The sequence below is a fragment of the Pseudomonas machongensis genome, from assembly GCF_034961125.1.
GTDB classification, from domain to species: domain Bacteria; phylum Pseudomonadota; class Gammaproteobacteria; order Pseudomonadales; family Pseudomonadaceae; genus Aquipseudomonas; species Aquipseudomonas machongensis.
Genome location: NZ_JAYFUI010000187.1, coordinates 312,132 through 324,852, shown reverse-complemented (window position 1 = coordinate 324,852; position 12,721 = coordinate 312,132). Strand labels below are relative to the sequence as shown.

At 64.8% G+C, this 12,721-nt stretch carries 14 protein-coding genes; 5 read left to right on the top strand and 9 right to left on the bottom strand.

Annotated features, from left to right (window positions below):
• Positions 1-1,061: 1,061 nt before the first annotated feature.
• Entirely contained in the window at positions 1,062-1,292 is a 231-nt protein-coding gene (locus tag VA602_RS20285) for a metallothionein (RefSeq protein ID WP_081255230.1), read from the bottom strand.
• Positions 1,292-1,753, bottom strand: coding sequence for a hypothetical protein (locus VA602_RS20280; RefSeq protein ID WP_054894177.1), 462 nt, complete (start codon positions 1,751-1,753; stop codon positions 1,292-1,294). The genes VA602_RS20285 and VA602_RS20280 overlap by 1 nt, the downstream gene beginning before the upstream one ends.
• Before the next feature lie 155 nt (positions 1,754-1,908).
• Here VA602_RS20280 and ligD point away from each other — a divergent pair, with 155 nt between their 5' ends.
• From ligD to VA602_RS20255, 5 genes are all read left to right on the top strand, one after another.
• Positions 1,909-4,380 (top strand): DNA ligase D, encoded by a 2,472-nt coding sequence (ligD, locus tag VA602_RS20275; protein ID WP_323454133.1) that lies wholly within the window; start codon positions 1,909-1,911, stop codon positions 4,378-4,380.
• Positions 4,380-4,628 (top strand): hypothetical protein, encoded by a 249-nt coding sequence (locus VA602_RS20270; RefSeq protein ID WP_323454132.1) that lies wholly within the window; start codon positions 4,380-4,382, stop codon positions 4,626-4,628. Before ligD ends, VA602_RS20270 begins: the two co-directional genes overlap by 1 nt.
• On the top strand, positions 4,625-5,665 hold the full coding sequence (locus VA602_RS20265) for an acyl-CoA dehydrogenase family protein (RefSeq protein WP_323454131.1): 1,041 nt from the start codon (positions 4,625-4,627) through the stop codon (positions 5,663-5,665). The genes VA602_RS20270 and VA602_RS20265 overlap by 4 nt, the downstream gene beginning before the upstream one ends.
• 68 nt (positions 5,666-5,733) lie before the next feature.
• Positions 5,734-6,333 (top strand): class I SAM-dependent methyltransferase, encoded by a 600-nt coding sequence (locus tag VA602_RS20260; protein ID WP_323454130.1) that lies wholly within the window; start codon positions 5,734-5,736, stop codon positions 6,331-6,333.
• Positions 6,330-6,992 (top strand): glycosyltransferase, encoded by a 663-nt coding sequence (locus VA602_RS20255; RefSeq protein WP_323454129.1) that lies wholly within the window; start codon positions 6,330-6,332, stop codon positions 6,990-6,992. The genes VA602_RS20260 and VA602_RS20255 overlap by 4 nt, the downstream gene beginning before the upstream one ends.
• Positions 6,993-7,006: 14 nt before the next feature.
• Here VA602_RS20255 and ku read toward each other — a convergent pair whose 3' ends face one another.
• From ku to VA602_RS20220, 7 genes are all read right to left on the bottom strand, one after another.
• Positions 7,007-7,843: a non-homologous end joining protein Ku gene (gene ku / locus VA602_RS20250; RefSeq protein WP_063544596.1), complete on the bottom strand. Its 837-nt coding sequence runs from the start codon at positions 7,841-7,843 to the stop codon at positions 7,007-7,009.
• Positions 7,844-7,852: 9 nt separating this feature from the next.
• Positions 7,853-7,990 (bottom strand): PSPA7_2676 family Cys-rich small protein, encoded by a 138-nt coding sequence (locus VA602_RS20245; protein ID WP_172964775.1) that lies wholly within the window; start codon positions 7,988-7,990, stop codon positions 7,853-7,855.
• 80 nt (positions 7,991-8,070) lie between these two features.
• Positions 8,071-8,976 carry an SDR family oxidoreductase gene (locus VA602_RS20240; RefSeq protein WP_323454128.1) on the bottom strand — a complete coding sequence of 302 codons (906 nt, stop codon included), beginning with the start codon at positions 8,974-8,976 and terminating at the stop codon, positions 8,071-8,073.
• 85 nt (positions 8,977-9,061) lie between these two features.
• Positions 9,062-10,186 carry a carboxylate-amine ligase gene (locus tag VA602_RS20235; RefSeq protein WP_323454127.1) on the bottom strand — a complete coding sequence of 375 codons (1,125 nt, stop codon included), beginning with the start codon at positions 10,184-10,186 and terminating at the stop codon, positions 9,062-9,064.
• Between the two features lie 5 nt (positions 10,187-10,191).
• Entirely contained in the window at positions 10,192-11,145 is a 954-nt protein-coding gene (locus tag VA602_RS20230) for a class I SAM-dependent methyltransferase (RefSeq protein WP_323454126.1), read from the bottom strand.
• Positions 11,145-12,470, bottom strand: a complete 1,326-nt coding sequence (locus tag VA602_RS20225) for an iron-containing redox enzyme family protein (RefSeq protein ID WP_323454307.1) — start codon at positions 12,468-12,470, stop codon at positions 11,145-11,147. The genes VA602_RS20230 and VA602_RS20225 overlap by 1 nt, the downstream gene beginning before the upstream one ends.
• 14 nt (positions 12,471-12,484) lie before the next feature.
• A complete protein-coding gene (locus tag VA602_RS20220) occupies positions 12,485-12,670 on the bottom strand; it encodes a hypothetical protein (protein WP_054894166.1) in 186 nt (61 codons plus the stop codon).
• Positions 12,671-12,721 lie beyond the last annotated feature (51 nt).

The following is a 12,721-nucleotide window of genomic DNA, read 5'->3' as shown; positions in this document are numbered from 1 at the left end:
GGAGGTGACGGGCATGGATGCCCGTCAAGCGCTGGGGCCCAGGATGGGCCCTGCAGCGCGGTCCTCCCGGGAGCAAGGCCGGAGTGAGGGAACCCGGAGCGAAGCGCAGGGCCGGATGAATGGAGCGCAGCGTTTTTTGGTTACTTTTTGTCGCGTCTGACAAAAAGTGACTCGCCGTAAGGGCGAAAAGGTGACTAAGCGTCACCCTGGCAAATGAATACACTCACAGGTGTAAAAACCAACCCCTCTAGCATTTGACTTTCAGAGCGTGTGTTTTGAAAGTTATAAGCACATGCATTTACGAGGTTGACGCTTAATCACCTTTTCGCCCTTACGGCGACCTTCTTTTGCACGCGGGCAAAAGAAGGCAAAAACCGCTGGCTCCATTCATCCGGCCCCTACGCTTCGCTCCGGGGTTCCCTCGCTCCGTTCTTGCTCCCGGGAGGACCGCGCTGAACGCCCCCTCCTGGGGCGCAGCGCTTGACGGGCATCCATGCCCGTCACCTCCCTCCGCAAGAACTCCACTCGGCCTCCTGAAGTCGCGATTGGCGGCGCCTGATCCATCGCGCACTTAGAAGCAAGATCAAGAGCATCCAGTCTCATACCCCACGAGCGACAGCTACGCCAGCCCAGGCACCGCCCGTACCTCCGCGACTTCAGGAGGCCGAACGCAGGGCTTGCGGAGGGAGGTGACGGGCATGGATGCCCGTCAAGCGCTGGGGCCCAGGATGGGCCCTGCAGCGCGGTCCTCCCGGGAGCAAGGCCGGAGTGAGGGAACCCGGAGCGAAGCGCAGGGCCGGATGAATGGAGCGCAGCGTTTTTTGGTTACTTTTTGTCGCGTCTGACAAAAAGTGACTCGCCGTAAGGGCGAAAAGGTGACTAAGTGTCACCCTCGCAAACGGATATGCTCACAACTACAAAAGCCCACCCCTCTAGCATTCCACTTTCAGAGTGTGTGTTTTGAAAGTTGTAAGCACCTTCATTTACGAGGGAGACGCATAGTCACCCTCGCAAACGAATAAGCTCACATCTGTAAAAACCACCCCGCTCGCAAAGCAATCCTACGGCGAAATAGGATCACTCGCCGGGAACGTTTCATCCAGCGCATTATCGACCGAGCTGTCCTTCGGCTGAGTCAGCTCACCACAATTACAGTCGGCCATACGACAAGGCTCCCCATTGCGATGCCCCGTAGCACAGGCCTCGCAGCAATAAGCCTTGCCATCCTGGACCACGGTATTGGCATCCACGGTGCAAGAACAGTGGTTGCAGGAACATCGTTGCTCGTTCATCAGGGTTCTCTCCTGTCATCTTCAGAGCTCACCTCGTCGGTCCACGGCTCACCGTCCAACGGCGCCGAGCGAGCCAGCTCCGCCTCGTCCAGCCCGATGCCGCCTCCGATCTCATGAGCGTCCACATGGCGCAGGGTCTGGTCAGCAGGTCTGCTACCACTACCAGGCTCATCAGGGTCGCGAGCACCGGTTTCATCGAACAACGTGTCCGGGCTCAGGTCGTCCAGGGTGACGTTGTCCTCGTGCAGGCTGTCGCTCAAGGCCTCGCCACCGGTCATGCCGCTTTCGGCAACACGTCGGGGTGGATAGTCCTCGGCGATCTCGCGCGCCGGACGCTCGTCACCGACACGCCCCTGGCGTTCATCACGACGCTCACTGAAATCCAACTCGTGGACGCTTCCCATGCGGTCCTCGGTGTCGTCGATCTCGACCTGCGGTCTTGGGTCATCAGGTAGGGTCATGAGCGTTCTCCGTTTGTGGGCTTCACTCGGTCGACTCCGCGCACACACAAATGATTCAGAGTTTCTTGCCTTGCCCTACCCCGCGCTTTTTTTGAACTCCGCGCCGCCTCGCCGCCTCCCAATCTTGAGACCCGCGAACCCTCCCGGAGCCCGCCATGGCCAAGCCCCTGCAGGAGTACCATCGCAAACGCGACTTCAACGCCACATCCGAACCGGTGGGCACACACGCCAGAACACGGTCGGGCCACGCGCTGCAGTACTGCATTCAGAAACACGACGCCAGCCACTTGCACTACGACTTCCGCCTGGAACTCGACGGCACCTTGAAAAGCTGGGCGATCCCCAAGGGACCCTCCCTTGACCCGAAGGTCCGGCGCCTGGCGGTGCATGTCGAGGACCACCCGCTGGACTATGCCAACTTCGAAGGGCACATCCCGGAGGGTCACTACGGCGCTGGCGATGTGATCGTCTGGGACCGGGGCATCTGGGAGCCCGAAGGCGATCCGCATCAAGCCTATGCCAAAGGCAAGCTGCGCTTTCGCCTGCAGGGCGAGAAGCTGTCGGGGGTCTGGAACCTGTTCCGCACCCAGCTGGCCGGCAAGAAGGAACAATGGATGCTGGTCAAGTCAAATGACGGGCAAGCGCGCAGCGAGGTCGACTACAGCATCGTCGAAGCCCTGCCCGACAGCGTCCTCAGCGAGCGCAGCCTGCCGCCAAGGCGTCCGGCCAAGACAACCTCCGCTACCCCGCGCAAGCACAAGGCCCGCGCCAAAGCCCTGCCCGACAAGCTCCAGCCGCAACTGGCCACCTTGGTCGACTCCCCGCCCAGCGGCGACTGGCGCTATGAAGTCAAGTTCGATGGCTACCGCATCATGGCGCGCATCGACGGTGACGACGTACGCCTGTTCACCCGCAATGGCCACGACTGGAGTGCGAAGATGCCCCGTCAGGTCGAGGCGCTCAAGGCGCTTGGGCTCGACGCCGCGTGGCTGGATGGCGAAATGGTGGTGGTCGATGACAACGGCGTCGCCGATTTCCAGGCGTTGCAGAATGCCTTCGACACCGAGCACGACGAACGCATCACCTATTACCTGTTCGACCTGCCCTGGCTGGGGCGCGAAGACCTGCGCGAACTACCGCTGAAGGCGCGTCGCGACACCTTGGCCCGGCTGCTGGAAGACAACGCATCGCCAGTGCTCAGGTACTCCGCAGACTTCGAGGAGCCGGTCGACTCGCTGCTCGACAGTGCCTGCCGGCTGGAGCTGGAGGGCCTGATCGGCAAGCGCGCCGACAGCCCCTACGTGGGGCGACGCAGCAGCGACTGGATCAAGCTCAAGTGCAAGCAGCGCCAGGAATTCGTGATCGTCGGCTATACCGATCCCAAAGGCAGCCGCCAGGGTTTCGGCGCTCTGCTGCTAGCCCTGCATGACCACGATAGCGGTCAGCTGCGCTACGTCGGCAAAGTCGGCACCGGCTTCAGCGCCGCCACCCTGGACAGCATCCTCGCCCGCCTGAAGCCGCTGCGGGTCGCCAAAGCGCCGTTACCCAGCCCCCCCACCGGCGCCGAAGCCCGCGGGGTGCACTGGCTCAAGCCGCACCTGCTGGCAGAAGTGGCCTATGCCCAGATGACCCGCGAAGGCATCGTGCGCCACGCGGTGTTCCACGGCCTGCGCGACGACAAGCCCGCCACCGCCATCGATCTGGAGAAAGCGATGCCCGCCAAGCGCGCAGCACAGCCACAACCCGAGGGCCTGGACACCCTGCGCCTGACCCACCCGGACCGCGTGGTCGACGCAACCATCGGTGCAACCAAGCGCCAGGTCGCCGAGTACTACGCGCAGGTCGTCGACTGGCTGCTGCCACAGCTCAAGGATCGGCCCGTCGCCCTGGTCCGGGCACCGGATGGCCTGGCTGGCGAGCTGTTCTTCCAGAAGAATGCCGGCCAGCTGCATATTCCCAAGGTGCTCAGCTACAGCAAGGCCCAGGCCGGCCAAGCGGCCATGGTGCTCAATCGCGCCGACAGCCTGCTCGGCGCGGTACAGATGAACACCCTCGAACTGCACACCTGGAACGCCACCAACAAGGACTTCGACAAGCCCGACCGCTTCGTGCTCGACCTGGACCCTGATCCCGCGCTGCCCTGGAAAGCCATGCTCGAAGCCACCCAACTGACCCTGACCCTGCTGGATGAACTGGGCCTGAGGGTCTTTCTCAAGACCAGCGGCGGCAAGGGGATGCACCTGGTCGTGCCGCTGACCCGGCGTGCTGGCTGGGACGAGGTGAAGGACTTCAGCCATGCCTTGGTCGAGCACATGGCCAGGCTGTTCCCTGATCGTCTCAGCGCGGTTTCCGGCCCGAAGAACCGCGTCGGGCGGATCTTCATCGACTACCTGCGCAACGGCAAGGGCGCGACCACCGTGGCGGCCTATTCGCTGCGCGCTCGTGAAGGCCTGCCGGTCTCGGTGCCAATCTGGCGAGAAGAGCTGAGCCAGCTCAAAGGCGCCGATCAATGGAACATCGGCAACCTGCACGAGCGCCTTGCGCAGGTCGAGGACCCTTGGTCCGAGATGGCCAGCACCCGCCAATCGATCACCGCGCGCATGCGCAAGCAACTGGGGATCGACTGATGGAGCGAATGCTGGATCTGCTGCAATGGCCCGCCATGCTGCTGACCATCGCGGCGGCATGGTGCATCGGCTCGCGCCGCCCGCGACGCAGACGCATTGGCTTCTGCTGCTTCATCGCCAGCAATGTGCTGTGGGTGGTCTGGGGCTGGCAGGTACAAGCCTGGGCACTGATCGTCCTGCAGTTCTGCCTGTGCGCCATGAACCTGCGTGGCTGGAAGAAGAACACCCAAGGAGCGCCAAGCCCATGAGCATCGCCCATGACTTCGACCTGGAGCGCCTCGATCACCTGTTACGCCCTTTCAGCGCGCGGGCGCAGGCCATCGACCTCGATACCCAGTTGCCAAAGCTGCTGCACCTGCTGCAGGCCGATCATCTCGACCGACTGCCACGGCCTGGCCAGGGGCGCACCCTGGAGCGCTGGAGGACCCTGGCGCGGGTCGCCGGTTGCGACCTGACCCTGGCCAAGCTCTACGAGGGCCACACGGACGCTTTGGCAATCCTCAGCGAATGCGCCGCCGAGCACCACGCCGGCAACGGGATCTGGGGCGTGTGGGCCGCCGAGCCACCGGATGCCCGCACCCGCATCGTTGCCCGCGACGGCGATCAAGTCCGGCTGCAAGGCTGCAAAGCCTGGTGTTCGGGTGCGTTGCAGATTGATCGCGCGCTGGTGACCGCCTGGGAAGGCGAGCAACCGCAGTTGGTGGCCATCGAGCTGTCCCATCCCAGCCAACGCATTCAGGCCGAGCACTGGCAGGCCGTGGGCATGGCCACCACCGCCAGTGTCACCCTCGCATTCGATGATTCGCCGGGCCTGGCCATCGGCGCGCCCGGCCAATACCTGTCCCGCCCAGGATTCTGGCAAGGCGGCGCTGGCATCGCCGCCTGCTGGTATGGCGCGGCCGAAGCCCTCGCGGCCTACCTGCGCGAACAGTGCGCCAAACCCCGGCCCGACCCGCACGCCGACGCCCACCTGGGCGCGGTGGATGCCGCCTTGCTCGGGGCCCGCGCCGCCCTGCGCGAATGCGCCGCCTGGATCGACCGGCACCCTCAGGACGATGCCAGTTTCCAGGTGCGCCGCACCCGCGCTCATGTCGAGCACGCGGTCGAGCAGGTCATTCGGCATGTCGGCCGAGCGCTGGGCGCCACGCCGTTCTGCCGCAGCAGCCATTTCGCCCGGCTCAGCGCCGACCTGCCGGTGTACCTGCGTCAAAGTCACGCGGAGCGCGACCTCGCCGAATTGGGCCAGCAACTGACCGGCATGCCGGCAGGGGCATGGCAACTTTGACCAGCATCTGCCTCAGCCGACCACCGGCTGCAACCTTTGGAACCGGTCTTGCCCTCAACGGAGTCACCATGAGCCTCGATGCGCAGTATTTCGCCGACCTGTATGCCAGCAACGATGATCCATGGGCCTTTCGTACCCGCTGGTACGAACGGCGCAAACGTGACCTCACCATGGCCAGCCTGCCCCGCCAGTGCTACGAACGCGTGTTCGAGCCTGCGTGTGCCAACGGCGAGCTCAGTGTGCTGCTGGCCGAGCGCTGCGCCGACCTGCTATGCCAGGACATCGACGCCACCGCCGTGGCCCTGGCCCGCCAGCGACTGGCGGGCGTAAGCCACGCCCGTGTCGAGCAAGGGCACCTGCCGGGCGACTGGCCCGGCGGACAGTTCGACTTGATCGTTCTCAGCGAAATTGGCTACTACCTCGATCCCACCGACTGGCTGCAGGTGATCGAACAATCGGTGGCCAGCCTGACCTATGACGGCGGCCTGCTGGTGTGCCACTGGCGCCATCCCATCGCCGGTTGCCCCCAGGATGGCCGTGAGGTCCACGCCCTGCTTGCCCGGCATCTGCCGCTGTACCCGCTGTTACGCCACGAGGAGGCGGATTTCCTGCTCGAATACTGGTCGTGCCAACCCAGCGTCGTGGACCTGGACGAGACCTGCCTATGATCGCCGTCATCATTCCCGCCCACAACGAAGCCCGCCGCCTCGGGCACTGCCTGCGCGCCGTCAAGCGGGCGGTGGCACGGGCCGGGGCGGCGGGCCTGGTGGTCGAGGTGCTGGTGGTGCTCGATCGCTGCATCGACGCCAGCGCACGCATCGCCCGCCGCCATGGCGTGCACACTCTGGAGCTGCAGGCCGGCAACGTCGGCATTGCCCGGCGCGTGGGCGCCGAGTGGATGATCGAGCGCGGTGCGCAGTGGCTGGCCTTTACCGACGCCGACAGTCGCGTGCCCGAGCACTGGCTGGTGTCGCAGTTGCAATGGCACGCCGACGCAGTCTGCGGCACCGTGCACATCGAGCGCTGGCAGCCTTGGCAGAACGCCGCGCTGCGCCAGCTATACCGCAGCCGCTACCAGGCTCGGGACGGGCACCGGCACATCCATGGCGCCAACCTGGGCGTGTGTGCCAAGGCCTATGAGCGCGCCGGCGGATTCCAACCATTGCCAGCCGATGAAGATGTGCAACTGGTGCTGGCCTTGGAAGCCAGTGGCGCGCAGATCGTCTGGACCGCAGCACACAGCGTGGCCACCAGCAGTCGGCGGGACAGCCGCGCCCGCCAAGGCTTCGGCGATTACCTGAGCGCTCTGGAGGGACTGGTGCGGTAGGGTGCGCTCCCGCCCTAGGACGCCTTGCGCGGTCGCTTGCTCGCCGGCTTCTTCGCCTTGGTCTTGCCGCCAAGGCTGCGCTTGAGCAGCTCGGTGAGGTCGATGATGTCGGCGCCCTTCTCCGCCGTTGTCCCCTCACCTTTGTCCACCGTCGCGATCTTGCCTTTGCTGGCCTTCTCTTCAACCAGGTCGAGGATGGTCTGGCGGAACGCGTCGTGGTACTCGTCTGGCTTCCATGGCCCACTCATGTCCTCCACCAGTTTCTTGGCCATGTCCAGTTCGCGCTTGTCGATCTTGGTGTCGGTCACGCTCTTGTCCAGCTCCAGCGACTCCAGGCCACGGACTTCCTCGGGCCAGCGCAGGGTAATCAGCACCAGCGCATCCTCCAGCGGGCGCAACAGCGCCAGGTGCTGGCGGGTGTGCAGCACCACGGTGGCCAAGGCCACCTTGCCGGTGCTGTGCAAGGTCTCGCGCAACAAGGCATAGACCTTGCCGCCACGACGGTCGGGGCTCAGGTAGTAAGGCGTGTCGAACTGTTGCAGCGGGATCTCACCGGCGTCGACGAAGGAAAAAATATCGATGGTCTGGGTCGCCTCGGGCCGCGCCTTGCGAATCTCCTCTTCGCTGATCACCACATAGCGGCCCTTCTCGTACTCCACACCTTTGACGATGTGTTCCTTGTCGATCTCCTTGCCAGTCACCTTGTTCACCCGCTTGTAGCCCACCGGCTCCATGCTGCGCTTGTCGAGCCAGTCGAAATCCACGCGCTCGGTGCGCACGGCGGTATTGAGAGAGACAGGGATATGCACGAGGCCGAAGCTGATCGCGCCTTTCCAGATTGCCCGGGCCATGGTCGGTTCCTACGCATCGAATGGTTGGCCGGGCTGGCTGTAGCGCAGCGCGCCGCAGCGTTCGCAGCACTGGCAGTCAAGCCCGGCGATTTCACGGATCAACAGGCTGCGCCACTGGCAGCCACGCAGCAGGCAGACGAGTTTCATCAGCCACCTCCCTGGCCCGCATGAAGGGCCTCTTACAATGACTGACTGCGCGGCGCAGCCAAGGTTTACTCGACGTTGCCCTATGGCAGTGGATCGCCGCCGGTGACGCCGAACACCTCACCGGTGATATAGCTCGACTCCTGGCTGGCAAGCAGTACGTACAACGGGGCGCACTCGGCGGGCTGGCCCGGGCGTTTCATCGGGGTATGCCCACCGAAGTCGGGGATCTTTTCCGGTGGTTGGCCGCCACTGGGCTGCAGCACGGTCCAGATCGGGCCTGGGGCCACCGCGTTGACGCGGATGCCGCGCTCGATCACCTGCTTGGCCAGCGCCTTGGTGAAGGCCACGATGGCCGCCTTGGTGGTGGCGTAGTCCAGCAGCGTCGCCGAGGGCTGGTAGGACTGGATCGAGGCGGTGTTGATGATGGTCGCTCCGGCCGGCATCAGCGGCACTGCTGCCTGGCACAGCCAGAACAAGGCGTAGACGTTGGTCTTGAGGGTGTGATCGAACTGCTCATGGGTGATCTGGCCAATGTCCTTGCGCGCCTCCTGCTTGCCGGCCACGTTGACCAGGATATCCAGGCCGCCGAGCTGTTCGTGGGCCTGGTCCACCAACTGGCGACAGAAGCGCGGGTCCTTGAGATCACCGGGAAGCGCCACGGCTTTGCGGCCTTCGCGCTCGATCAGCTGGACCACTTCACGGGCATCTCGCTCCTCCGTGGGCAGGTAGTTGAGCGCAATGTCGGCACCCTCGCGGGCGAAGGCGATGGCCACGGCGCGTCCGATACCCGAGTCGGCGCCAGTGATCAGGGCGCGACGTCCGGCCAGGCGCCCGAAACCCTTGTAAGTGGTTTCACCGTGGTCGGGCTTGGGCTGCATGTGCGCATCCAGGCCCGGAGCGGCTTGGCCCTGGGCCGGAAAAGGCGGATGGGGGTATTGGGTCAAGGGGTTTTGCAGGGTGAACTGATCCTGGGGCTTGCTGGGCATGGGTTAGACTCCTTCTGGTTTGGCTGGGTGTTGCCTGATCGCGAATCACACTGCGTTCGAGGCAAACGATCTGCGGATGGTTTATTCAACCCATCCCGGGCACCGACAACTGGTGCTCCATCACCTGTTTCACCACGTTGCGCATCGCCTGTCGGTCATTCAGGCCCTGCTCGCGGGCCAGCGCATAGGTGTCACGCTGGTGGTCGGCACTGGTGCCGTCGCGCAGGATGCGCCGGGCGTGCATGAAGGCGCGGTCAGCGTCGGCGGTGTCGGGCGGACATTGCATCTGCAGTTGCGTCAGCCAGCCTTCGGCGTTCACCGCCTGCTGGTCGTGCACGCCGATGAAAGTGCCCCGGCGGCCTTCACGCAGGGCGCGCCAATAGTTTTCGTGGGTGATCCAGCGCATTTCACGACTGGCGATAGCGTCGTTGCGCTGCACTGCATGCTCGACGAGATGGCGAAACAGCGCGGCGATGGCCAAGGCATCGTCCAGCCGGGGGCAGCCATCGCAGATGCGCAGCTCGACTGTCGGAAACCGCCGCGAGGGCCTGATCGCCCACCAGAAGTCACCATCCTCGGCCAGGCTGCCAGTGCGTTGCAGCAGCGCCCGGTAACGCTCGTAGGCGCGCCAGTCCGGTAGCGGTTCGGGCAGCCCCATGTGCGGCCACTCCCCGCACACCACGCGTCGGTAGCTCATGTAGCCGGTGTCCTGTCCGCCCCAGTACGCAGAGGAGGTGCTGAGTGTCAGCAGCAGGGGTAACCAGTACAGCACCCGGTTGATCACCTGCATGCGATCGACGCCCTGCGGCACGCCGACATGCACGTGCAGGCCGTTCAACAGGCTGCGTCGGGCCACCAGCCGGTAATCGTCGAACAGCTGGCGGTAGTGGGGGGTTTCCCGCGGGAGCTGGCGCAGCCATTGGGCACTGGGGTGGCTCCCCGCGCCGTAGAAGCCGACGCCCTCGCCCGCCAATGCCTGACTCAGGCGCTGGCGCTGCTCGGTGAAAAAATCACGGGCCTGGTGCAGCGTATCGAACACCGGCGAGGCGATCTCCACCTGGCTGCGAAACATCTCCTCGGCGAACCATGGCCCCAGCGCATCGCGGCAACAGCGGGCCACGGCCGTGGGCGGCGCGGCCATGACCCGCCCCGTGGCCAGATCCACCAACAGGTATTCCTCCTCGATGCCGAACGTGCAAGGCCGCGCCATGGGCATCAGCCTCGGCGGGTGACGGTCAGGGCCACGGCAGCGATGCGTTCGACCTGCTCGTATCCTGGCTCGAGCAACTGCTCGCCGAATACGTCGGGGTCCAGTTCCCGGTAGGACCAGCCGAACGCAGGCCCGGCCAGGCGCAGGCGAACGGCTTCGAGCAGCGCGTCGCGCCCCTCGACGATGGCGACACCGGTGTACAGCAGCAACGTGCCGCCGACCGACAGCCGCTCACGGGCCTGCTCGACAATCCGTAGCGACAGTTCGGCGCCCAGCGCGCCACCCCCGTGGCGGTAGGCGCGCTCGCCGACGTCGAGCATGTAGGGTGGATTGGCGACGATCAGATCGAACGTCCCGGCGATGCCGCCGAGCAAATCGCTGAGCTCTACCGAGACATTGGCCACCCCGGCCAGCGCGGCATTGACAGCGGTATGACGCAAGGCCACAGGGTTGATGTCCACCGCAGTGACCTGCGCATGCTGCGCGGCTCGGGCGATCAGCAACGCGCCGACGCCACTGCCGCAACCGATGTCGACGGCATGCTGCACACGCTGGGGGCTGTGCTGCAGATGATCCTGGATCACCTGGGCGAACCGGTAGCTGTCCGGGCCGAAGAACACCGCGTCGCGGCTGTCGGTCGGCCAGGCGGAGTGCACCAGCAGCAGGTCGTCCAGGGTCGACCAGCGCACCCTGCTGCGCCACAGCGCACCCTGTGGCTCCAGCACGCCAGCGATACGCAGTTGTTCCAGTTCGTCGGCGCTGAGCAGAGACGCCTCGAACGGTCGACTCCAGCCAAACACATCGCGCAGGGTTCGGGCCTGGTGCGCTTCGCTGCGAGCATTGACCCTGGCCTGGGTCGCCGGGGTCACGCAGGTGAAACGATAGCCGTCGGCGCGCAGCCGACGTCCCAGCTGGAGCAATGCCTCGTCGGCACGCCTCTCGTCTTGGTCGAGCAGCATCAGTTCGGCCCTCCGCTCATCAACCCGGTAGCCTGGATGAATGCGCGGGTGGCGCGCAGGCCCTGGGGCGTGGAATGTCGATTGCCGGCCATCGCTTCGATCAGCACAGCCATGTCCGCCGCCTGCGCTTCGCCGGGCGCCTCTTCCTCCAGTTGCAACGCCTGCTCCCACTGCCCCGGCGGCACCCGACGCATCGCAGCACCCTGCCAGGTGCCGGCGATCCAGTCGTGCCAGAGCTGCTTTTCATAGGCATCGAACACACCGAACATGGCTGCCACCGGACCGTCGATCAGCGCCCAGAAGCGGCTTTCCCTGGGATCGCTGTCGCGCTTGATCCAACCCTGGGCTTGCAGTGCATCCAGAAAACCGGGCATCGCACCGGGTTCGGCGAGCCACTGGTTGATGGTGCGCCCTTGCAGGCGGCATCTGTCCGAATGCATGCACTGCCCGTACACACGCTTGCGTTCCAACGCGCCGAGCAACTCGGCCTGCAGGTCGAACGAAGCGATCAGCGACGGTGTGTCGATACCCAGGTCATTGAGCCGATAGCCATGCCGGACACGCTCGTAGAACGCCGGCCCCTGGTCCTGACCGAGTTCGGTGAAGCACTCCAGGGCGCGCCGCGCATGACCGCTCGCAGCATTGTCGATGGTCACATGCAACTGGAAGTAATGAGCGTCGATGCCCAGCTCGGCCAACTCATGGGTGGTGATCAGCAGGTGCAGCGGGGGCTGCTCGTACCCCAGGTTGTAACCGATCACTTCCGGCAGGAAGCGCTCGCAGTGCTGCCCCAGGGCCAGTTGCAGCGTGCCCTGCAGGTAACGTTCAGCGGCTAGCGGTGCGCTCTGCAGGCAGCCAAGACGGCTGAGCAGGCGCTGGTAGATCAGCACGTGGTTGCGGCGCAGGTCGCCATCACCCAGCTCTTCGAGGAAGGTGCGAATCAATCCATGAAACCGTGGGTCGCGCCAGTGCCACAGGGTGCCGTGCAGCCATGCGCCATCGACCGCCTTGGTCGGGGCGACCTGCTGCAGAAACCACAAGGCCTGCGCCCGGTTGTGAAAGTACCGGCGTGGGGCCCCTTGACGCCGTTGTTCAAGATAGGCCGCGTGTTCACTGGCGACCCGCTGCGCATGGGCAGCGGCCCAGTCCGGCAGGTGCCGAGGATCATCCGGCAAGTCGTCCGCCAAGGTGCGGACATGGCTCAGTTGCTCGCTAAGCCAGGCCTCGGTCGTCGGGTCACTGCCCTCGAGCAGTGCCCGATAGCGATGTTCAAGCCCATCGGTCGCCTTGCTGGTTGCCGCCCTACCCTTTGTCAGCTCCACCATGCCCGCTACCTCGCTCATTGATTTTGCGGTTTGGTCTCGGGGGACGGATTGGTCGTGGGTGTATCGGGCTGCTGCATCTGCAGCGAAGGTTTGCTTGGATCGGCGTCCTTGGCCGGGTGGTCGTTATCACGGTCGAAACAGCCACCGAGCAAGGTAAAGCAGGCAGTTAGCAGCGCTGTGGCCAGTAGATTGGTTTTCATGGGGGTTCTCGCTTTTTTATGAGGGCCTACATAAGCGAGTTCGATACACCC

Bases quoted from the DNA above. Each gene is read 5' to 3' on its own strand.
- VA602_RS20285 (WP_081255230.1), bottom strand. From the start codon at position 1,292: ATGAACGAGCAACGATGTTCCTGCAACCACTGTTCTTGCACCGTGGAT.
- VA602_RS20280 (WP_054894177.1), bottom strand. From the start codon at position 1,753: ATGACCCTACCTGATGACCCAAGACCGCAGGTCGAGATCGACGACACC.
- ligD (WP_323454133.1), top strand. From the start codon at position 1,909: ATGGCCAAGCCCCTGCAGGAGTACCATCGCAAACGCGACTTCAACGCC.
- VA602_RS20270 (WP_323454132.1), top strand. From the start codon at position 4,380: ATGGAGCGAATGCTGGATCTGCTGCAATGGCCCGCCATGCTGCTGACC.
- VA602_RS20265 (WP_323454131.1), top strand. From the start codon at position 4,625: ATGAGCATCGCCCATGACTTCGACCTGGAGCGCCTCGATCACCTGTTA.
- VA602_RS20260 (WP_323454130.1), top strand. From the start codon at position 5,734: ATGAGCCTCGATGCGCAGTATTTCGCCGACCTGTATGCCAGCAACGAT.
- VA602_RS20255 (WP_323454129.1), top strand. From the start codon at position 6,330: ATGATCGCCGTCATCATTCCCGCCCACAACGAAGCCCGCCGCCTCGGG.
- ku (WP_063544596.1), bottom strand. From the start codon at position 7,843: ATGGCCCGGGCAATCTGGAAAGGCGCGATCAGCTTCGGCCTCGTGCAT.
- VA602_RS20245 (WP_172964775.1), bottom strand. From the start codon at position 7,990: ATGAAACTCGTCTGCCTGCTGCGTGGCTGCCAGTGGCGCAGCCTGTTG.
- VA602_RS20240 (WP_323454128.1), bottom strand. From the start codon at position 8,976: ATGCCCAGCAAGCCCCAGGATCAGTTCACCCTGCAAAACCCCTTGACC.
- VA602_RS20235 (WP_323454127.1), bottom strand. From the start codon at position 10,186: ATGGCGCGGCCTTGCACGTTCGGCATCGAGGAGGAATACCTGTTGGTG.
- VA602_RS20230 (WP_323454126.1), bottom strand. From the start codon at position 11,145: ATGCTGCTCGACCAAGACGAGAGGCGTGCCGACGAGGCATTGCTCCAG.
- VA602_RS20225 (WP_323454307.1), bottom strand. From the start codon at position 12,470: ATGGTGGAGCTGACAAAGGGTAGGGCGGCAACCAGCAAGGCGACCGAT.
- VA602_RS20220 (WP_054894166.1), bottom strand. From the start codon at position 12,670: ATGAAAACCAATCTACTGGCCACAGCGCTGCTAACTGCCTGCTTTACC.